We start from the raw sequence: 20,114 nt of genomic DNA on the forward strand, positions 1-20,114 counted from the left end.
CAGGCAATGAGCCTTCGTCGATCCATCTACAAGTCGCCGGCACAGTTGCGGCTGATGATCGCACCGGGCCTCGCGACCGCCGCGTCCCTCGACGCGGCCCGCGCTCTGATGCGGGCCGGTGTCACGACCCTCGAGCTCGATGCGGCCGCAGAGGCCGCAATCGTGGCCCGCGGCGGCCTGCCGAACTTCAAGCTCGAGCAGGGTTACTTCCACACGGTGTGCGCGAGCGTGAACGAGGACGTCGTCCACGGCATCCCGGGCGCCCGTGTCCTCGCCCCTGGCGACATCGTCTCGATCGACAGCGGCGCGATCCTCGACGGCTGGAACGGTGACGCCGCCTTCAGCTTCGTGATCCCGGACCCGAGCAGGCCTGAGGTCGTGGCCGAACGCCAGAAACTCTCCGACGTCACGGAGCAGTCCCTGTGGCACGGGATCGCCCGCCTCGCTGAGGCGCGGTACCTCAACGAGGTCGGCGACGCCATCGAGGACTACATCGAGTCGCAGGGCAGCTACGGCATCCTGACCGACTACGTCGGCCACGGCATCGGCCGGTCCATGCACGAAGCCCCTCCTGTCTTCAACTACCGGGTGCGCCAGAAGGGACCGGAGGTCAAGCCCGGACTCGTCGTCGCCATCGAGCCGATGGTCGTGCTCGGATCGATCGACACCTTCGTCCGCGACGACGACTGGACCGTCGCGACGAGTGACGGCCTCGCGGCCGCGCACTGGGAGCACAGCGTCGCCGTGCACAAGGACGGCATCTGGGTGCTCACCGCCGAGGACGGCGGCGCAGCCCAGCTCGCCGCCCTCGGCGTCATCCCCGTCCCCATCCCCTAACCACCCCGCCGCCGCCCCAACACGCGCGCGTACCTCCGCGAGAGCGCAATTTTGGCCCTTAAGACCCGGTCTTAAGGGCCAAAAGTGCACTCTCGCGGGCGGGAGACGGCGCGCCGGGGCGCGGCATCCGCTAGCCAAAGGCCCTGATTAGCGGGAAGATGGAAGTGGGCAGAGCCCGCCGAAGAAATGAGCAGGTCAATGAGGATTCTCGTAGTTTGCGGTGCCGGGGCGTCCAGCGCCTTCGTCGCCCATCGCATCCGCCACACAGGTGAGGCCAGGGGTCTCGAACTAACGGTTCACGCCGGCAGCGAATCCGACCTTCCCGGGTCATTGGACCCGATCGACGTCTTGCTCGTCGGCCCGTATCTGGCCCCGCGTTACGAGAAGATCCGCGCGGAGGCGATCAAGCGGGGCGTCGGCGTCGCGCTCCTGCCCGACACCGTGTTCGCCTCCCAGAACGGCGACGAGGCACTCGACCTCGCCATCTACGCGTTCAAATCGCGCGGCTGGGCGGAACTGCGCGCCTGATCCCGGTTTCCCCGTGAGGGCTACTGGTCCATCAGGTGCACGAGCTCGTCGATGAAGGATGCGAAGTCGACCGACCTGCGGACCAGCCGCTGCACGTCGTTGCGGTCGGAGAAGACCTCGACGAACTGGTCGAAGACATCCTGGAAGCTCTTGCGCCCCGCGGCGCTGAACGCCACGAGCGCGACGACGTTGACCCGAGCCTCGCCCCAGTCCATCGGGGTGTCGTTGATCACGATCGCGATCGACGTGCGGTTCGCGGTCATCGACATCGAGTGCGGCACGGCCAGGTTGTCGGTGAACGCCGTCGAACTCATCAGTTCGCGCTCGATCGCGCCGACGATGTACTCCGGCTCGATGATGCCCTGCGCGGCCATCCGGTCGCCGAGCGCGCGGATCATGGCGTTTTCGTCGTTCGCGTAGAAGTTGTGCGAGAACAGCGAGGCGTCGAAGAACTGCAGCAGGTCGTCCTTGAGATGCGCGCGCCTGCGCAGCCGGCGCACCCGGCTCGCGGCCTTCCGGACCCGCTCGATGTCGGCTTCGGTCAGGAACGGCTGGATGACGATGATCCCGTCACCGAGGCTGCCCGGATCGATCGTCGTGAGCACGAGGTCGGCCTCGAGCCCGCTCCAGTCCACGTCGCTCCTCGTGACGACGGAGACGACCTCGAGCTCATCGCCGAGGACACGTTCGATGCGTTCCCGCAGCAGGACGTGCATGTCGTAATAGTTCGGGCAGACGATAGCGCAGCTGACGAGGTCGACCCGGCGGGACTGCTGCTGCAGGTGCGCGCCGACGTGCATCGCGATGTACGCGATCTCGTCGTCGTTGATCACGATCCGCTCCTGGCGCTGCAACTGGCTCGCGATGTACACCGCGAGCTCGTAGATCATCGGGTAGCCCGTCTTGATGGACCGGGTGAGCGGATTGTGTGCGAATGACCGGTCCTGGGCGCGGTTGATCAGGTTCCGAACGTGCAGGGTGAGCCGCACGATGAACGTCTCCTCGGTGAGGTCGACGAGGAATTCCTCGCTCGCCTGCGTCACGATCTGCCTGACCGCGTCGAGGTCCTCCGGGCGCACGAAGTTCTCGATGAGCTTCTTCGCCGGCTGGTCGTGACCCGGCGTGATCACCCGGGTGGTGAGGAGGAGTCCGATGTAGTCGAGGTCCCCGAGCGCGAGCTCGACGTCGAAGTGCCGCTTGATGAGCACGGCGAGGGCCCTGGTCATCTCGTCAGGGGGAGTGGCCTCCGGCTCGGCGGGGAGCGGCGCGGCGCGCTTGGTGACGCGGTCGACGGCGATCGCCACGTGCAGGAGCACGTCGTTGGTGCCGTACTCGTTCACGAAATAGCCCTGGGCGTCGAGCATGGCGATCAGGTCGGTCTTGAACGCGCTGAGGCTCTTCGACGCGAACTCGCGCTGGATGGTCTCGAGGTTGAGCATCCCGCGGTCGGTCTCCTCGCGGAACATCCGGCTGAGCAGCCGGCGCCGGTCCGTCTCCGATCCGGCCAGGGTCACGACGCTGCCGCGCCTCCCGAGCGTGAGCCCGGTCTCCGGCAGCAGCGACCGCACCCGGGCGAGATCGGCCTCGATCGTCGAATCACTCACGAAGAGCTCCGCCGCGAGGCTGTACACGTCGAGGCCGCTGTCCGACTCGGTGAGCCGCCTGACGAGGGCATAGAGCCGGTTCTGCCTGGTGTCCGGCTCGACCGGCTTGCGGCTCGACCGGAACACGGCGTACGCCTCGAGATCCAACCGGTACCCGGCCGTCCCCGATTCGATCACGTCGAGCGGATGCGCCGCCGCCTTCACGTTCGTCACGTAACTGCGCACGGTCCGAGGGGTCACCCCGAGGTGGTCGGCGAGTTCGCCGGCGGTCACCCAGACCGGCGTCTGCGACAGATACTCCAGCATCCGCGTTTGTTTGTCGCTCATCGCACAAAACTCCACATTGTCGTAGCTAGTCAATCATGCTGCACCCCTCCGGTATTCCCGCGCCGTGTTTCCGGGGTGCGGAAACAGCTCTACTGGCCGGGGCCAGGCCATCGGACGAAACTGAAAGAGTCGAAACACCGAAAGGCTGAGTCAATGAGGATTCTTGTGATCTGTGGTGCGGGCGCGTCCAGCACCTTCGTCGCGCTGCGGATGCGCCGGACCATTTCCGAGCGTGGCCTGGTCGCCACGGTCGCCGCGGCCAGCGAAACAGAACTCCCCGATGCCCTCGACGGCATCGACGCCCTGCTCGTCGGCCCGCACTTGGCCGCACGATTCCCCGAGATCCGGGCGCAGGCGGCCGAACACGGCGTGGGCTGCGCTCTCCTGGCCGACACGATCTTCAAGGCCCGCGACGGAGCCGAAGCACTCGACGCGGCGCTCGCAGCCGTGGCATGACCCAGTACAGCACTCCACTCTCCACCGGAAGGAACCCCACCGATGATTGAACGCACAGTTCGAATCGGCTCGGCGAACGGCCTGCACGCCCGCCCCGCGAAACTCTTCACCAAGGCGGCAGCCGACTCCGGCGTCAAGGTCACCATCGAAAAGGCCGGCGGCAAGGCGGTCAACGCCGCCAGCATCCTCGCCGTGATCTCCCTCGGCCTCGGCAACGGCGACGAGGCCACCATCGCGACCGTCGACGACGGGGCCAGTGCCACCCTCGACACCCTCGTATCCCTGCTCGCCGCCGACCACGACCTGCCTGCCGCGGACGCGGCGGCCTCCGAAACGCGGGTCGCGGTATGAGCCTCGCGACGGCATCCGCCACGTCCGGCACCGACCTGACCGGAACCGGCATCGGCCAGGGCGTGGCCATCGGCCGGGTGCTGCGGATGCCCGAACCGCTCCCGGAACCGACCGACACCCCCAGCGCACTCACCCCGGAGGACGAAGGCGCCCGAGCCGCGGCCGCGCAGCGTTTTGTCGCCGTCGACCTCGAAGGCCGCGCCGAACGCGCAGGCGGAGCGGCCCAGGAAGTCCTCGAAGCCCAGGCCATGATGGCAGAGGACCCCACTCTCGTCGACGACCTCACCGAACGGCTCGCGACCGGCAAGACCGCGGAACGCGCCGTGTTCGAGGCCTTCTCCGCTTTCCGCGACCAGCTCACCGAACTCGGCGGGTACCTCGCCGAGCGTGCGGCAGACCTCGACGACGTGTCCCAGCGGGTCATCGCCCAGCTCGGCGGCCGGGCAGCCCCCGGCGTGCCGGAGCAGGAAGAACCGTTCATCCTCGTCGCCCACGACCTCGCCCCCGCCGACACCGCGCTGCTCGACCTCACCCGCGTTCTCGGTCTCGTCACGAGTGACGGCGGCCCCACCTCCCACACCGCGATCCTCGCCCGCGACAAGGCGATCGTCGCGATCGTCGGCGCCGCAGGGGCAACCGACCTCGCCGACGGCACCCTCGTGATCGTGGACGCCGCAGCCGGCACCGTGACCGTCTCCCCGACGGAGGCCGAAGTCGAAACGGCCGAAGCCCGCATCCGTGCCCGCGCCCTGCGCGCCCAGGCCCCGACCGGCCCCGGCCGACTCCGGGACGGTACCCCGATCCCGCTCCTCGCGAACCTCGGTTCCGCCGACGGCGCCGCCAGGGCCGTCGAACTGGGCGCGGAAGGTGTCGGCCTGTTCCGCACCGAGTTCCTCTTCCTCGGCTCCCGGAACGCACCGACGATCCTCGAGCAGGCGGAACAGTACGCACGCCTGCTGCATGCCTTCCCCGGCAAGAAGGTCGTGGTGCGTGCGCTCGACGCCGGAAGCGACAAGCCGCTCGCGTTCCTCAACGACGCAGCGGAGGAGAACCCCGCACTCGGCCTCCGCGGCCTCCGGGCCCTGCGCGCCTCCGAAGACATCCTCCGCGAACAGCTGACCGCGCTCGCCGAAGCGGATGCCGCGACCGACGCCGACGTCTGGGTGATGGCGCCCATGGTCGCAACGGTCGAGGAGACCACCTACTTCGTGGAACTCGCCCACAAGCTCGGGCTCAAGACGGCCGGCGTCATGGTCGAGATCCCCTCGGCAGCACTCCTGGCCGACCGCATCCTGCAGCACGCGGACTTCGCGTCGATCGGCACCAACGACCTCACCCAGTACACCCTCGCCGCCGACCGTCTCCTCGGTTCCGTGGCGGGCTACCAGAACCCGTGGCACCCCGCCGTGCTTCGCCTGATCGGAGAGGTCGGCCAAGCAGGCCGCTCCAGCGGCAAACCGGTCGGGGTGTGCGGAGAGGCGGCGGCGGACCCACTGCTCGCCGTCGTGCTCGTCGGACTGGGGGCCACGAGCCTGTCCATGTCCTCTGCGGCACTCTCCGACGTCCGGGCGGAACTCGCCCGGTTCAGCGCGGAGGAGGCCGGGCAACTCGCCGCGGTCGCCCTCGCGGCAGACGGCGCGGCATCCGCTCGCGCCGCGGCGACGAAGCTCGCCGCCACCTTCTCTCACACGGACTAGTCCGTGCGAGTCGTTTCACCGCTCACCCGCAATCACAACCCGAACACACAACGAAAGGCAGAGAAATGACGACGACGTCAACTGACACGAAGAGCGGAGGCGGAGCGCGCGTCCACGTGCAGCGCTTCGGCACCTTCCTCAGCGGCATGATCATGCCCAATATCGCGGCGTTTATCGCGTGGGGCCTCATCACCGCGTTCTTCATCCCGACCGGCTGGACCCCGAACGAGACCGTCGCCAAGATGGTCGACCCGATGATCTTGTACCTGCTCCCGCTCCTGATCGCCAACACCGGTGGCCGGATGGTCTACGGCGTCCGCGGTGGCGTCATCGCCTCGATCGCCACGATGGGCGTCATCGTCGGCAGCGCGATCCCGATGTTCATCGGTGCGATGATCGTCGGTCCGCTCTCCGCCTGGCTCCTCAAGAAGCTCGACAGCCTGTGGGCGGGCAAGATCCGCCCCGGTTTCGAGATGCTCGTGGACAACTTCTCCTCGGGTATCCTCGGCGCCATCCTCGCCCTGGGCGCGTTCTTCGGAATCGCTCCGGTCGTGACCGGCTTCAGCACCATGCTGGAGGGCGGAGTCAACTGGCTCGTCTCCAACAACCTGCTGCCGCTCGCGAGCATCCTCGTCGAGCCCGGCAAGGTGCTGTTCCTGAACAACGCCATCAACCACGGCGTGTTCACCCCGATCGGCGTGCAGCAGGTTGCTGAATCCGGCAAGTCGCTGCTCTTCCTGATCGAGGCGAACCCCGGCCCCGGCCTCGGCCTGCTCCTCGCGTTCTCCTTCTTCGGGGTCGGACTGGCCAAGGCCAGTGCACCCGGCGCGATCATCATCCAGTTCCTCGGTGGAATCCACGAGATCTACTTCCCCTACGTCCTGATGAAGCCGATCCTCATCCTCGCCACCATCGGCGGCGGCATGACCGGCGTCGCGATCAACGTCGCGTTCCACACCGGCCTCCGCGCCCCGGCCTCGCCCGGCAGCATCTTCGCCGTGCTTCTTCAGACCGCACCGGACAGCTACGTCGGCGTCGTCCTCTCGGTCATCGGCTCCGCGGCCGTGTCGTTCCTGATCGCCTCCGTTATCCTCCGTGCGAGCCGCAAGCGCGACATCGCCGCCGGACTCGACAACGACCTCACCGAGGCCGTCGCGAAGACCGAAGCCCTCAAGGGCAAGTCCTCGAGCGTCCTCGGCAACCTCGCCGCTGCGGGCACCACGGATGCCGCCACCGCGGCCGCCGCAGGCCACCAGCTGAGGAACATCGTCTTCGCGTGCGACGCAGGCATGGGGTCAAGCGCCATGGGCGCCTCCGTCCTGCGGAACAAGATCAAGAAGGCCGGTATCGAAGGAATCACGGTGACCAACCAGGCCATCGCGAACCTCGACGGCACCGCCGATCTGGTCATCACCCACCAGGACCTCACCGCGAGGGCCCAGCAGAAGTCACCGGCATCCGTGCACGTTTCGGTGTCGAACTTCATGAACAGCCCGAAGTACGACGAGGTCGTCGAATTGCTCCAGAGCAAGGCGGACTCAGAGGCCACACTGTGACCGATCAGATCCTCGAGCCCGGCAACGTGGTGGCCGCGGGAACGGCCACCACGAAGAACGACGCCATCAAGGAGGCCGGCGCACTGCTGGTCGCCGCGGGTGCAGTGACCCAGGCGTACGTCGATTCGATGTTCGACAGGGAGGCGAGTGTGTCGACCTACATGGGCAACTTCCTCGCCATCCCGCACGGCACGAACGAGGCGAAGGAGTCGATCCTTCATTCGGCGCTCTCCCTCGTCCGCTATGACACGCCCATCGACTGGGACGGCAACCCGGTCCGGTTCGCAGTCGGGATCGCGGGGCTCAACAACGAGCACCTCGCGATCCTCTCGAAGATCGCCATCGTCTTCTCGGACGAGGACGAAGTACAGAAACTGATCGATGCAGGAAATGCAGGAGAGATTTACGCTCTCCTCGAGGAGGTCAACGCAGAATGAAAGCAATTCACTTCGGTGCAGGCAATATCGGTCGCGGATTCGTCGGCCTCCTGCTTCACGACGCCGGATACGAGGTGGTCTTCGCCGATGTGAATGCTTCCCTGATCGACGCCCTCAAGGCCGCGACGACCTACTCGGTGCATGAGGCGGGGAGGAGTCGACCACTCGCGTGGTCGACAACTTCCGCGCCATCAACAGCGCGACCGACGAGGCCGCCCTGATCCAGGAGATCGCGACGGCCGACATCGTCACGACCGCCGTCGGCCCGACCGTGCTGCGCTTCGTGGCCCCGGTCATCGCCGCCGGACTCGCGGCCCGCGACGCGTCGCTGCCCCCGCTCGCCGTGATGGCGTGCGAGAACGCGATCAACGCGACCGACGTGCTCGCGGAACAGGTCTGGCTCCACGTGGCAGAGGGAGATCGCGCGGCCGTCAACGCCCGCGTCGCCTTCGCCAATACAGCCGTCGACCGGATCGTTCCCGGGCAGGCGGACGGCAGTGGCATCGACGTCACCGTCGAGGCCTTCTACGAGTGGGTCATCGAGCGCGGCGCCTTCAACGGCGCCGTGCCCGTGATCCCCGGTGCGACCTTCGTCGACAACCTCGCGCCCTACATCGAGCGCAAGCTGTTCACGGTCAACACCGGCCACGCAACGGTCGCCTACCTCGGCTCCGTTGCCGGCGTCACGAAGATCTCGGACGCCCTCCTGGTACCCGAGGTGCTTGACGGCGCCCGGCGCGTCCTGGAGGAGACCAGCGCCCTCCTGGTGGCCAAGCACGGGCTCGACGAAGCCGCCCAGCGCGCCTATCGCGAGAAGATCCTGGTTCGGTTCAAGAACCCGGCCCTTCCCGACACCGTGCAGCGCGTCGGACGCCAGCCGCTCCGCAAGCTCAGCAGGCACGAACGCTTCATCGGCCCCGCCGCGGAGATCGCCGAACGCGGCACCCGCCCGACGGCACTGCTCGAGGCGGTCGGCGCAGCCCTCCGCTTCGACGTGGCGGACGACGAGCAGAGCGTCGAACTCCAGGCCAAGCTCCGCAGCCTCACGGCCGCGGGCTTCGTGACGGATGTCTGCGGGCTCGACGCGACGCATCCGCTCTTCTCGGACGTCGTCACCGTCGTCGAAGGCGTGCAGCGCACGCTCTAGGTCCGTCAGGCTCAAAAAGCACAATCGGCACTGAAGCGACACAACAGCACGATTCCGCACTGAAACGGGCGGCGGCAGCAGCAATTGCCAAGGGATTATAGGGAAGAATTGCCAAAAGGCAACTTCATACCATAGAGTAAATCCTTGGTGTCTGATGCCGTCGCCTGCGGCGTGTCTAGAGCACCATATCCCCGCACGACCAGCAATCAATACCTAGTGATAGTGAGTTATGGCCAAAAAAGACGGTGTCATCGAAATCGAGGGCGCAGTAGTCGAAGCTCTTCCCAATGCGATGTTTCGCGTTGAGTTGACGAACGGCCACAAAGTTCTTGCCCACATTTCGGGCAAGATGCGTCAGCACTACATCCGCATCCTTCCTGAGGACCGCGTGATCGTGGAGCTGAGCCCTTACGATCTGACTCGCGGCCGGATCGTCTACCGCTACAAGTAAGAAGTTGCTGTAAGTAACGGCCCGCGGCATTCCGCGGGTACGAAGACAGCGAATACAAGGACACACCATGAAGGTCAAGCCCAGCGTCAAAAAGATCTGTGACAAGTGCAAGGTCATCCGCCGCAACGGCAACGTGATGGTCATCTGCGAGAACCCGCGTCACAAGCAGCGTCAGGGTTAGCCGGTGGGAGTCTGTCACCCGACAGGCTCACCCTGGTGAACGATTCAACTGAATACAGAAAATAGCAGTGCCAGGAACCCCGCGAGGGGGACACCATCGGTTGGAGGCCGATGAACGGGCACTGCTACAGACCTCCACTCATATACAGGAGAAGCCATAATGGCACGTCTAGCCGGCGTTGATATTCCCCGCGATAAGCGCGTGGAAGTTGCACTGACTTACATCTTTGGTGTTGGCCGCACGAGGGCACTCAAGACCCTCGCCGACACTGAAATCGATGGAAACATCCGAGTCAAGGACCTGACCGACGAGCAGCTCGTCGCCCTCCGTGACTACATCGAAGGAACCTTCAAGGTTGAGGGTGACCTCCGCCGTGAGGTTGCCGCCGACATCCGCCGCAAGGTCGAGATCGGCAGCTACGAGGGAATCCGCCACCGCAAGGGCCTGCCCGTCCGCGGCCAGCGCACCAAGACCAACGCTCGCACCCGCAAGGGCCCGAAGCGCACCGTAGCCGGCAAGAAGAAGGCGCGCTAGGCCTCGGCCTGGCCCGTCTCGCCTTTAGGATTCAGGAGAAATTCATGGCAGCACCCAAGTCGGCCGTTCGGAAGCCGCGCAAGAAAGAAAAGAAGAACGTCGCCGTGGGCCAGGCCCACATCAAGAGCACGTTCAACAACACCATCGTCTCGATCACCGACACCACCGGTGCGGTCATCAGCTGGGCGTCCTCAGGTGGAGTTGGCTTCAAGGGTTCGCGTAAGTCGACCCCGTTCGCCGCACAGCTGGCAGCCGAGTCGGCCGCCCGCCAGGCGCAGGAGCACGGTATGAAGAAGGTTGACGTGTTCGTCAAGGGACCCGGCTCAGGCCGCGAAACCGCGATCCGCTCCCTTCAGGCCGCCGGCCTCGAGGTTGGCTCGATCAACGACGTGACGCCCCAGGCTCACAACGGTTGCCGTCCGCCGAAGCGTCGCCGCGTCTAAAGCACCCGCACTGGCCGGGTTCGTCCTCGTGACGACCCCGGTCGCCGCGGATCGCCGGGCCTGGACTGCTCCTCACGGAGCGGTCCAGGCCCCGCGCGATTCTTTTTCTTTCACACTCAACACCTCGCCTCGCAAGTGTCATATAGCGGACACTTTGCCGAAAGGAATCAATAGTGCTTATCGCACAGCGCCCCACGCTCACCGAGGAGAACATCTCGGAGTTCCGGTCCCGGTTCATCATTGAGCCGCTCGAGCCTGGCTTCGGTTACACCCTCGGCAACTCCATGCGCCGCACCCTGCTCTCCTCGATCCCCGGAGCCGCTGTCACCAGCATCCGTATCGACGGCGTGCTGCACGAGTTCAGCACGGTTCCCGGTGTCAAGGAAGACGTCACCGAGATCATCCTGAACATCAAGGGACTCGTCATCTCGAGCGAGCACGACGAGCCGATCACCGCGTACCTGCGCAAGCAGGGTGCCGGCCAGGTCACCGCCGCCGACATTTCGGCTCCGGCCGGCGTCGAGGTGCACAACCCCGAACTGGTCATCGCCACCCTGAACGACAAGGCGAAGTTCGAACTCGAACTGACCATCGAGCGTGGCCGCGGCTACGTGTCGGCCACCCAGAACCGCAACGAGTACTCCGAGGCCGGCCAGATTCCGGTCGACTCGATCTACTCGCCCGTGCTCAAGGTGACCTACCGCGTCGAGGCGACCCGTGCCGGTGAACGTACCGACTTCGACCGCCTCGTCGTCGACGTGGAGACCAAGTCGGCGATCTCGCCTCGCGACGCCATCGCATCCGCCGGTCGCACCCTGACCGAGCTGTTCGGTCTGGCCCGCGAACTGAACACCGCGGCAGAGGGCATCGAAATCGGCCCCGCGCCGGTCGACGCCGTGTTGTCGACCGAACTGTCGATCCCGATCGAAGACCTCGATCTGTCGGTTCGTTCGTACAACTGCCTCAAGCGTGAAGGCATCAACAACGTCAGCGAACTGGTCGCCCTCTCGGAGACCCAGCTGATGAACATCCGCAACTTCGGACAGAAGTCGGTGGATGAGGTCAAGGACAAGCTCGTCGAGCTTGGCCTGTCACTGAAGGACTCGGTGCCCGGATTCGACGGCGCCCACTTCTACAGCGGCTACGACGAAGAAACCATCTAAAAGCAGTCTCCCGACTGACTTTTGACTTTTGATACTGGAGATTACTAATGCCCACGCCCACTAAGGGAGCCCGCCTCGGTGGCGGCCCGGCACACGAGCGCCTCATGCTCGCCAACCTTGCCGCCTCGCTGTTCACCCACAAGTCGATCAAGACGACCGAAACGCGGGCCAAGCGCCTTCGTCCGGTCGCCGAGCGACTGATCACGTTCGCGAAGAAGGGCGACCTGCACGCCCGTCGTCGCGTTCTGGCCACCATCGGCGACAAGACCGTCGTGCACGAGCTCTTCACTGAGATCGCACCCCAGGTCGCCTTGCGCGAGGGCGGCTACACCCGCATCACGAAGCTCGGCTTCCGTAAGGGCGACAACGCTTCGATGGTCCAGATGGAGCTCGTCCTCGAGCCCGTCACCCCGAAGGTCAAGTCCGCGAAGACGTCCGCCGCTGCAGCTGCTGCCGTCGCGCCGGTCGTCGTCGAGGCCCCCGCCGAGACCGAGGCCGTCGTCGACGCCCCGGCCGAGGACGAGGTCGTTGCCGAGGCTCCCGTCGAGGAAGCCAAGTAACCCACGCTTCACCCGCTTCACCTGGAAGGGCCCGACTTCGGTCGGGCCCTTCTTTTTGATCTCCTAGGACACTGGGCGGAGGACGACGGGGTCCTGGCCGAGCCGGTAGGGGTCCCGGCCGTGCAACGGATGCTGGGGGGCGAGCCAGTCCAGCGCGGACGCGATGCAGTCGGCGTAGATCCGCCCTCCCGTGGGACCCGGGTGGATGTTGTCCCCGGCCAGGACGTCGGTGTGCGGCGCGATCGCGTCGTGCCAGCCGGCGATGCCCACGAGGCGGTGGTGGGCGGCGAAGCCGGCGAGTGCATCGTTCACGCCGGCCGTCCAGTCCCGGTCGGCGAAGGCGGTCACGAGCACGAGCTTCCGGTCGGGGCCGATCGCAGCCTCGATCGCGAGCAGCTCATCCGTGGTGATCGGCCCGTTCGTGCCGAGCCCGACGACGACGACCGGACGCAGCGTCCCGGCGGCGGCCTGGGCGGCAAGGATGTCCGGAGCCGCGCGCATGCCCCGGGACACGGCGGCGTCGATCAGGATGCCCGGGAACCGGTCTTCGAGCTCGGGTGCCGAGGCGAGCATCACGGAATCGCCGACGGCCGAGATCAGGTCGCCCGGTGCGACCGGCGCGGGCGCCGCGGTCGGGTCGCTCTTCCGCTCGGCGTCCTCGCGCTTCCGGTCGGCCTGGGCGGCTTCGAGCATGTGCCGGCCGCTCGTGATCCGTGCCTGCGCACTCGTCTCGGCGGGTGCGACGACGACAGCGGCCGTCGTGCCGCCGACGAGGATCAGGCCGACCATCGCTGCGACGCCGACGACCGCGAGCCGGGACCACGACTCGGTCGCGAAACCCGACAGGGAGCGGATGCCGCCGCGCAGGCCCCTGCGCCGCACCGGCTGCTCGAGCCACCGATACGAGGCTGCGGCCACAAGCACGGCGACGGCGGCGACGAGCAGGTGCACCTCGACGCCGGCGGCCGGCCAGGCGACGCCGGCGAGCACGAAGAGAGGCCAGTGCCAGAGGTAGATGCCGTAGGACCGTTCGCCGATCCACCGGAGCACCGGGGTGTCGAGCCAGCGGCCGAAGCGGGCGCCGCGCACGGCGGCCCAGATCACGACGCATGACAGCAGGCTGATAGCGGCGAGTCCGCCCCGGTACGCCAACGGGCCCGCGGCGGGCAACCACGCCGCAGCCGCACCGATGCCGAGCAATGCGGCGAGGCCGAGCCAGGGGCGCAGCCGGGCGGGGGAGGCGAGCCGGGAGGCGAACCGGGTGAAGCCCGCTGGGCCGGTGCGGGCGGCACCGGCGTTGGCGTTGCGGGTCGGTGCGCCCAGGCCGTTCGGGTGCCGCAGCAGCAGCGCGAGGGCCGCGCCGGCGAAGAGCCCGAAGCTGTGCGTGTCCGAGCCGTAGTAGACCCGGGTCGGATCGGAGCCCGGCTGGAACAGGAACCCCATCCAGAGCAGGGAGAGGAGGCCGAAGGTGCACACGACCGCCAGGCTGATCCGGGCGCTCCGGATCAGCAGCACCGCGAGCAGCGCAAACGGCCAGACCAGATAGAACTGCTCCTCGACGGCCAGGGACCAGAGGTTCCGGAACAGCTCAGGACTCGTCGCCGAGAAGTAGCTCGCGGAGCCTGCGATCGACACCCAGTTGTAGCCGAACGTGACCGCGCCGAGAACTTGCCAGCCGAGGCCGACGAGCACGTCGCCCCCGAGCATCCACGCCACGGTGCAGCAGAGCAGCACGAGGGGAACGAGCGGCGGCACGAGCCGGCGCACCCGGCGGCTCCAGAACCGGCGCAACGAGATCCGGCGGGACCGGGCATATTCGTCCACGAGGAGACCGGTGATCAGGAACCCGCTGATCACGAAGAACACGTCGACGCCGACGAAGCCGCCGGGCAGCACCTGTGGGAAGAAATGAAAGACGAGCACAACGCTCACGGCGATGCCGCGCAGGCCGTCGAGGCCGGAGAAACGGCGCGAATCCCGAGTCTCAGAGTCCGGGCGCAGGGATGCGGGAGTGCGGTAACTGAGTTTCATAGCGGTGAGCGGAGCCGATCCGGGTTCTACGATACCCGGCCCGGCACTTACACTTACCTCCGTGAATCTTCCTGCCGCCCCTGTTGTCTCCCCGCTCCCGGAGAACACCCGGATCAGGCTGGACATCGCCTACGACGGCACCGATTTTTCGGGATGGGCGATTCAACCAGAGCTCCGCACCGTGCAGGGCCAGATCGAGGCAGGACTCGCCACGATCCTGCAGAGCTACCCGCCGTATCCGTCCCTCATCGTCGCCGGGCGAACGGATGCGGGGGTGCACGCCCTCGGTCAGGTCGCGCACTTCGACCTCACCCCCGACCAGGTCGGGGGCCTGCTCCGACGGGGAAGGGGCCGGACCCCTGCGACGCTCGCGGTGATGGTGCAGCGGAGGCTCGGGGGGATCCTGGTGACCCAGCCGGAGATCGTGATCAAGGCATCCGCCGTCGCACCCCCGGATTCGACGCTCGGTTCTCGGCGAACTGGCGCCGCTACGAGTACCGGATCGCCGACTCGGTGCTCGGGCACAACCCTCAGGACCGGCTGCGCACGACCTGGCACGGCTTCGCGCTCGACCTGGAACCGATGCAGGTGGCCGCGGCGTCCCTGCTCGGGCTGCATGACTTCGCGACCTATTGCAAACCCCGGCCGGGCGCCACGACGATTCGCACCCTGCAGGAGTTCAGCTGGCGGCGGGACCCGGACGGCGTGCTCGTCGCGACGGTGCAGGCGGACGCCTTCTGCCACAGCATGGTGCGGGCACTCGTCGGGGCCTGCGTCGCGGTCGGAGAGGGGCGGCTCGCAGGGGAGCGGCTCGCGACGCTGCGGATCAACCGGGCCCGCACGAGCGAGTTCAAGGTCATGCCGCCGCAGGGCCTCACCCTGCTCGCGGTCGACTATCCCGCCGACGACCGGCTCGCGGCCCGCGCCCTCGACACCCGTGCCCGGCGCGCCCTCGACGAGGACGAAGAGTAGCGCAGCGCGTCGCCGAATCGCGCAGGCGAATTGCGCCAACGCTCCCGGCGGACTAGCATTGACCCTTGGTGTCTGTGCGTTGCAGCCAGGCACACGAACGTGAGCCCTCCATCGATCGTGTTCCCCGTCGGGGAACACACCCGGAGCGGGATTCACGAACACCTCCGTTCGAACAAGAAAGCAGCACAACAGTGACGCGCACTTATACTCCCAAAGCAAGCGAAGTCCAGCACGACTGGGTCGTCATCGACGCCACAGACATCGTGCTCGGTCGTCTTGCCAGCCACGCCGCCGTTCTCCTCCGGGGGAAGCACAAGGCAACGTTCTCTCCCCACATGGACATGGGAGACTTCGTCATCATCGTCAACGCCGAGAAGATCGCCCTCACCGGCAAGAAGCTCGAACTGAAGATCGCATACCGCCACTCCGGTTACCCGGGCGGCATTTCCGCCCAGAACTACTCGGAGATGCTCGAGAAGCACCCGACGCGTGCGGTTGAGAAGGCGATTCGCGGCATGCTGCCGAAGAACTCGCTCGGTCGCGCCCAGCTCGCGAAGCTCAAGGTCTACGCAGGCCCGGAGCACCCGCACGCTGCGCAGCAGCCCAAGCCGTACACCCTCTCCCAGGTCGCTCAGTAGCGCCGGCCACCAGACTTCTCGACTCTAAGAAAAAGGATTCACACCATCGTGGCGAAGATCGCAGATCAGATTGACCAGGCTCCGGAGAGCTATTCCACCGAGACCCCGGCCGAAATCGTAACCAAGGCGCCCCGCGCCGTCCTCAACGTTCCCGGCGCAGCCGTGGGCCGTCGCAAGCAGGCCATCGCCCGCGTGCGCATCGTTCCCGGCTCGGGCACCATCACGGTGAACGGTCGCGAATTCGGGGACTACTTCCCGAACAAGCTTCACCAGCAGCTCATCAACGACCCGTTCAAGGTCCTCGACCTGATCGGCAGCTACGACGTCATCGCACGCATCACCGGCGGTGGCCCCTCCGGCCAGGCCGGCGCCCTGCGTCTCGGCATCGCGCGTTCGCTCAACCAGATCGACGAAGAGAACAACCGCGCCATCCTCAAGAAGGCCGGCTTCCTCAACCGTGACGCTCGCGTCAAGGAGCGCAAGAAGGCCGGACTCAAGAAGGCCCGTAAGGCGCCTCAGTTCTCGAAGCGCTAGATCGATAGTCGGCGCCGACATGCCTCGACTTTTCGGCACCGACGGTGTTCGGGGCCTGGCCAACCGTGATCTCACGGCTGGCCTGGCCCTGGGCCTCGCCCAGGCGAGTGCCGCAGTTCTCACCCAGGGTCGCCGCGCTGAATCGCGTCGAGCCGAGGGTCGCCGTCCGGTGGCCGTCCTCGCGCGTGACCCGCGCATTTCCGGCGAATTCCTCGCCTCGGCAGTAGCCGCGGGCCTCGCCAGTTCCGGTGTCGACGTCCTTGACGCCGGCGTCATCCCCACGCCGGCCGCGGCATTCCTGATCGCGGACATCGGTGCGGACTTCGGCGTGATGATTTCCGCCTCGCACAACCCCGCCCCCGACAACGGCATCAAGATCTTTGCCTTCGGTGGCACCAAACTTCCCGACGACGTCGAGGATCGTATCGAGGCCCACCTCGACCACGACAAGCTCACGCCGATCGCCGGCGATGTCGGCCGGATCTCACGCTTCGCGGACGCAGAAGACCGCTATGTCGTGCACCTCCTCGGCACCCTCCCGCACCGCCTCGACGGTATCCACGTCGTCCTGGACTGCGCCAACGGCGCGGCCGCGGGCGTGTCCCCACAGGTCTTCACGGATGCCGGCGCGCAGCTGACCGTCATCGGCGCCCACCCGAACGGGCTCAATATCAACGACGGGGTCGGCTCGACCCACCTCGACAACCTCGCGAAGGCCGTCCTCGAGCACGGTGCCGACGTGGGCATCGCCCACGACGGCGACGCCGACCGCTGCCTCGCCGTCGACCGGCACGGCAACATCGTGGACGGCGACCAGATCATGGCGATCCTCGCCGTCTCGATGGCCGAGCGCGGCGTCCTCAAGGACCGCACGCTCGTTGCCACCGTGATGAGCAACCTCGGCCTCCGGAGGGCCATGGCGGCCAACGACATCCGCATGATCGAGACCAAGGTCGGCGACCGCTACGTGCTCGAAGAGCTCAACGCGAACGGCCTGTCTCTCGGCGGGGAACAGTCCGGACATGTCATCATGACGGACTTCGCGACCACCGGTGACGGTATCCTCACCGGACTCCACCTCGTCGCCGAGATGGCCCGCACCGGCAAGCCGCTCCACGAGCTCGCCGCCGTGATGACCGTGTTCCCGCAGATCCTCGTGAACGTGCGCGGCGTCGATCACCACGCGCTGAAATCCGACGAGGTCATCGCCGCCGCCGTGCGCGAGGCCGAAGCCGAACTCGGAGACACCGGCCGGGTGCTGCTGCGTCCGTCCGGCACCGAGCCGATGGTGCGCGTCATGGTCGAGGCGGCCGACCAGGCCACCGCCGACCGGCTTGCGCACTCCCTCGCCGACGTCGTGCGCCTGCGCCTCGCCCTCGACTCCCTCTAGGACCCGGGCCCGGTCGGAGCGAACGAGCGGTAGAGAATGCCGCGTTCGACGAGCGTCCAGGCCGTGCTCACCGTGAGGTAGAGCGTCGCGGCCAGCGGGACCACGCTCGCGAACACAAGCGTCAGGAACGGGAGCCAGCTGAGGATTGCGGCGAGCCGTGCTGCAGCGGGCCGGGCTGTCGGCACGACCGGAGAGGCGTATCGCGCAGCCAGTCGTCGAGAGAGCCCCGCGGTCAGGGCGATGACGGCGAGGAGCGCTCCGAACAGCATGAGTCCGGGCCAGAAGACCGGGGTGGTGCCCAGAAGCGCAAGGAACGACGTGCCGAGCGGGACGCCGCCGAGCTCCTGAGCGAGGAGCGGATTCGGTTGTCCGTTGATGCTGGCGAGGACGAAGAGCGCGTACACGGTTGACACGATCGGCGCCTGCAGGAGCGTCGGCAGGCATCCGGCCAGAGGCGACGCCTTCTCGGCCGCGTAGAGCTCGGCTGTCCTGCGGTTCAGCAGCTCGGGGTCGGCCCGGTACCGGCGTTGCAGCTCCCGGAGTTTCGGGGCGAGGCGCCTGCGGACGAGCTCGGCGCGCACCTGGGCGCGGCCGACCGGTACGAGAACTGCCCGCAATAGGAGCGTGACCAGGACGATGACGAGTGCGGTGCTGCTCGCGCCGGAGATGGGTGCGAGCGCGGAGGAGAAGGTGGTGACGGCCGCCGAGGCGGCTTGGAGCAGGGCTGCGACGGGCGCAACGGAATAGAGGTCCACGGAGGATATCCCAACGGTCGGAGGAAGAGGGGCGCGTCTGCGGTCGCGCTGCCTCGCCCTGCGTTGGAGTTGCCGGCTGAGGTCTAGGCGACCGCGAGCGGCCGGGCCGGTGCGCGCGGGCGTGGACGCCCGGCGGTGTTGGGATGACTCGGTGCGGCGAGTTCGCTGAGCACCTCGCGGTGTCGGTGGGAGCGGCGGCCGACTGTGATCTCGAGGGCGTCGGCGGCCGTGAGCCGGCACTGGACGCCGATCACGAGCGCCAGGCCGAGTACGGCGACGCCGGCGAAGAACATCATCCCCGGTTCGGTCGGCACGAGGATGAGCGCGAGCAGCGGACCGGCCAGGTACAGCACCAGCGCGGTGTAGGCGGCTCTCACGATCGCGCCTCCAGGCGGGTCGGCCAGAACGATTGGTGAGTCGACTCTACGCCGCGGAGTGAAGCAATTCGACGGAGATTTTCGGTTCTGAACCGGTCTACCCGGTCTCCCACGTATCGGAAAGCCAAAAACCCGTCGAATCGGTCAGGGCTGCGGGCGGATGCCTCACCGCTCAGAGCTTGCGGAGCAGCACCTTCGACACGGCGTGGTTCTCGTCCTTGCGGAGCACAAGGGTCGCCCGGGAGCGCGTCGGCAGGATGTTCTGCACCAGGTTGGGCTCGTTGATCTCGTCCCAGATACGGCGGGCCTCCCGGCGGGCCTCGTCCTCGGTCATCGTCGCGTACCGGTGGAAGTACGACTTCGGGTTGCTGAACGCGCCGCGCTGCAGGCGCAGGAACCGGTCGACGTACCAGCGGGCGATGTCCTGGGTGCGGGCATCCACGTAGACGGTGAAGTCGAAGAGGTCGCTGACCGTGAGCCCGTGCCCCGTTGTCGGCGGCGCGAGCACGTTGAGGCCTTCGACGATGAGGACGTCCGGCTGGCGCACCACGATCTGCGCGTCGGGAACGATGTCGTAGTTCAGGTGCGAATAGAACGGAGCCCGCACCTCGGCGGCGCCGCCCTTGACGGCGGACACGAATCGGAGCAGGGATCGCCGGTCGTACGACTCTGGAAATCCCTTGCGAGCCATCAGTCCCCGCCGGGCCAGTTCGGCGTTCGGGAAGAGGAACCCGTCGGTCGTCACGAGTTCGACCCGGGGAGTGTCCTCCCAGCGGGCCAGCAGTTCGCGCAGGAGCCGGGCGATCGTCGACTTGCCGACGGCGACGGACCCGGCGACGCCGATCACGAACGGGGTGCGCCGGGCACGTTCGCCGAGGAAGTCGCTCGTCGCCCGGTGCAACTGGCTTGCTCCAGCGGCATAGAGGTTGAGCAGGCGGCTGACGGGCAGGTAGACATCGGTCACCTCGCCGAGGTCGAGCGGCTCGCCGAGGCCGCGCAACTGCACGATCTCGGTCTCACGGAGGGGGAGCTGGGTGGTGGGTGCAAGGGCCGCCCAGTCCGCTCGATCCAGCTCGACGAACGGTGTGGTGTGGCCGTTGTTCCAGAGGCTCGCGGCTGGATCGGACATTCCACACAGCTTAGTC

At 67.1% G+C, this 20,114-nt stretch carries 21 protein-coding genes and 2 pseudogenes; 18 read left to right on the plus strand and 5 right to left on the minus strand.

Annotated features, from left to right (window positions below):
* Positions 1-6 precede the first annotated feature (6 nt).
* Complete coding sequence (gene map, locus RGU41_RS19500) at positions 7-837, plus strand: type I methionyl aminopeptidase (RefSeq protein WP_322137157.1); 831 nt, start codon at positions 7-9, stop codon at positions 835-837.
* 198 nt (positions 838-1,035) lie between these two features.
* A complete protein-coding gene (locus RGU41_RS19505; protein ID WP_166788281.1) occupies positions 1,036-1,365 on the plus strand; it encodes a PTS sugar transporter subunit IIB in 330 nt (109 codons plus the stop codon).
* Positions 1,366-1,385: 20 nt separating this feature from the next.
* On the opposite strand, the gene RGU41_RS19510 is transcribed toward RGU41_RS19505, so the two are convergent.
* Positions 1,386-3,296 (minus strand): BglG family transcription antiterminator, encoded by a 1,911-nt coding sequence (locus RGU41_RS19510; RefSeq protein ID WP_134449903.1) that lies wholly within the window; start codon positions 3,294-3,296, stop codon positions 1,386-1,388.
* A 153-nt stretch (positions 3,297-3,449) separates the two neighbouring features.
* Here RGU41_RS19510 and RGU41_RS19515 point away from each other — a divergent pair, with 153 nt between their 5' ends.
* The 12 genes and pseudogenes from RGU41_RS19515 (at position 3,450) to rplQ (ending at position 12,272) form a co-directional block, all read left to right on the plus strand.
* On the plus strand, positions 3,450-3,752 hold the full coding sequence (locus RGU41_RS19515; protein WP_322137158.1) for a PTS IIB subunit: 303 nt from the start codon (positions 3,450-3,452) through the stop codon (positions 3,750-3,752).
* 42 nt (positions 3,753-3,794) lie between these two features.
* On the plus strand, positions 3,795-4,103 hold the full coding sequence (locus RGU41_RS19520) for an HPr family phosphocarrier protein (protein WP_322137159.1): 309 nt from the start codon (positions 3,795-3,797) through the stop codon (positions 4,101-4,103).
* On the plus strand, positions 4,100-5,800 hold the full coding sequence (gene ptsP, locus RGU41_RS19525) for a phosphoenolpyruvate--protein phosphotransferase (RefSeq protein WP_322137160.1): 1,701 nt from the start codon (positions 4,100-4,102) through the stop codon (positions 5,798-5,800). The genes RGU41_RS19520 and ptsP overlap by 4 nt, the downstream gene beginning before the upstream one ends.
* Positions 5,801-5,865: 65 nt before the next feature.
* Positions 5,866-7,356 carry a PTS mannitol transporter subunit IICB gene (locus RGU41_RS19530; RefSeq protein WP_134558000.1) on the plus strand — a complete coding sequence of 497 codons (1,491 nt, stop codon included), beginning with the start codon at positions 5,866-5,868 and terminating at the stop codon, positions 7,354-7,356.
* A complete protein-coding gene (locus RGU41_RS19535; protein ID WP_134449908.1) occupies positions 7,353-7,793 on the plus strand; it encodes a PTS sugar transporter subunit IIA in 441 nt (146 codons plus the stop codon). The genes RGU41_RS19530 and RGU41_RS19535 overlap by 4 nt, the downstream gene beginning before the upstream one ends.
* Positions 7,790-8,940 (plus strand): annotated as a pseudogene (locus tag RGU41_RS19540) (mannitol-1-phosphate 5-dehydrogenase). Before RGU41_RS19535 ends, RGU41_RS19540 begins: the two are co-directional and overlap by 4 nt.
* 229 nt (positions 8,941-9,169) lie before the next feature.
* Positions 9,170-9,391, plus strand: a complete 222-nt coding sequence (infA, locus tag RGU41_RS19545; protein ID WP_022883252.1) for a translation initiation factor IF-1 — start codon at positions 9,170-9,172, stop codon at positions 9,389-9,391.
* Between the two features lie 67 nt (positions 9,392-9,458).
* Positions 9,459-9,572, plus strand: coding sequence for a 50S ribosomal protein L36 (gene rpmJ / locus RGU41_RS19550; RefSeq protein ID WP_035834639.1), 114 nt, complete (start codon positions 9,459-9,461; stop codon positions 9,570-9,572).
* A 159-nt stretch (positions 9,573-9,731) separates the two neighbouring features.
* Complete coding sequence (gene rpsM / locus RGU41_RS19555; protein ID WP_134449910.1) at positions 9,732-10,106, plus strand: 30S ribosomal protein S13; 375 nt, start codon at positions 9,732-9,734, stop codon at positions 10,104-10,106.
* A gap of 44 nt (positions 10,107-10,150) precedes the next feature.
* Positions 10,151-10,549 (plus strand): 30S ribosomal protein S11, encoded by a 399-nt coding sequence (rpsK, locus tag RGU41_RS19560; protein WP_022883249.1) that lies wholly within the window; start codon positions 10,151-10,153, stop codon positions 10,547-10,549.
* 173 nt (positions 10,550-10,722) lie between these two features.
* Positions 10,723-11,712 (plus strand): DNA-directed RNA polymerase subunit alpha, encoded by a 990-nt coding sequence (locus tag RGU41_RS19565; protein ID WP_134449911.1) that lies wholly within the window; start codon positions 10,723-10,725, stop codon positions 11,710-11,712.
* A gap of 47 nt (positions 11,713-11,759) precedes the next feature.
* The gene (rplQ, locus tag RGU41_RS19570) at positions 11,760-12,272 is read left to right on the plus strand and encodes a 50S ribosomal protein L17 (RefSeq protein ID WP_134557999.1); all 513 of its coding nucleotides are present in this window, start codon (positions 11,760-11,762) and stop codon (positions 12,270-12,272) included.
* A 63-nt stretch (positions 12,273-12,335) separates the two neighbouring features.
* On the opposite strand, the gene RGU41_RS19575 is transcribed toward rplQ, so the two are convergent.
* Positions 12,336-14,303 carry an acyltransferase family protein gene (locus tag RGU41_RS19575; protein ID WP_322137161.1) on the minus strand — a complete coding sequence of 656 codons (1,968 nt, stop codon included), beginning with the start codon at positions 14,301-14,303 and terminating at the stop codon, positions 12,336-12,338.
* A 61-nt stretch (positions 14,304-14,364) separates the two neighbouring features.
* Between RGU41_RS19575 and truA the strand changes: the two are divergent.
* From truA to glmM, 4 genes and pseudogenes are all read left to right on the plus strand, one after another.
* Positions 14,365-15,275, plus strand: a pseudogene (gene truA / locus RGU41_RS19580) (tRNA pseudouridine(38-40) synthase TruA).
* Between the two features lie 191 nt (positions 15,276-15,466).
* Positions 15,467-15,913 carry a 50S ribosomal protein L13 gene (rplM, locus tag RGU41_RS19585; RefSeq protein WP_134449915.1) on the plus strand — a complete coding sequence of 149 codons (447 nt, stop codon included), beginning with the start codon at positions 15,467-15,469 and terminating at the stop codon, positions 15,911-15,913.
* A gap of 48 nt (positions 15,914-15,961) precedes the next feature.
* Complete coding sequence (rpsI, locus tag RGU41_RS19590) at positions 15,962-16,447, plus strand: 30S ribosomal protein S9 (protein WP_134449916.1); 486 nt, start codon at positions 15,962-15,964, stop codon at positions 16,445-16,447.
* 19 nt (positions 16,448-16,466) lie between these two features.
* A complete protein-coding gene (gene glmM / locus RGU41_RS19595) occupies positions 16,467-17,837 on the plus strand; it encodes a phosphoglucosamine mutase (RefSeq protein WP_322137162.1) in 1,371 nt (456 codons plus the stop codon).
* On the opposite strand, the gene RGU41_RS19600 is transcribed toward glmM, so the two are convergent.
* The 3 genes from RGU41_RS19600 to coaA form a co-directional block, all read right to left on the minus strand.
* Complete coding sequence (locus tag RGU41_RS19600; protein ID WP_322137163.1) at positions 17,834-18,592, minus strand: YidC/Oxa1 family membrane protein insertase; 759 nt, start codon at positions 18,590-18,592, stop codon at positions 17,834-17,836. The genes glmM and RGU41_RS19600 overlap by 4 nt on opposite strands.
* An 83-nt stretch (positions 18,593-18,675) precedes the next feature.
* The gene (locus RGU41_RS19605) at positions 18,676-18,969 is read right to left on the minus strand and encodes a DUF6412 domain-containing protein (protein ID WP_134449919.1); all 294 of its coding nucleotides are present in this window, start codon (positions 18,967-18,969) and stop codon (positions 18,676-18,678) included.
* Positions 18,970-19,141: 172 nt separating this feature from the next.
* On the minus strand, positions 19,142-20,098 hold the full coding sequence (coaA, locus tag RGU41_RS19610; RefSeq protein WP_134449920.1) for a type I pantothenate kinase: 957 nt from the start codon (positions 20,096-20,098) through the stop codon (positions 19,142-19,144).
* Positions 20,099-20,114: the final 16 nt, after the last annotated feature.

The sequence above is a fragment of the Cryobacterium sp. 10C3 genome, from assembly GCF_034314285.1.
GTDB classification, from domain to species: Bacteria; Actinomycetota; Actinomycetes; order Actinomycetales; family Microbacteriaceae; genus Cryobacterium; species Cryobacterium glucosi.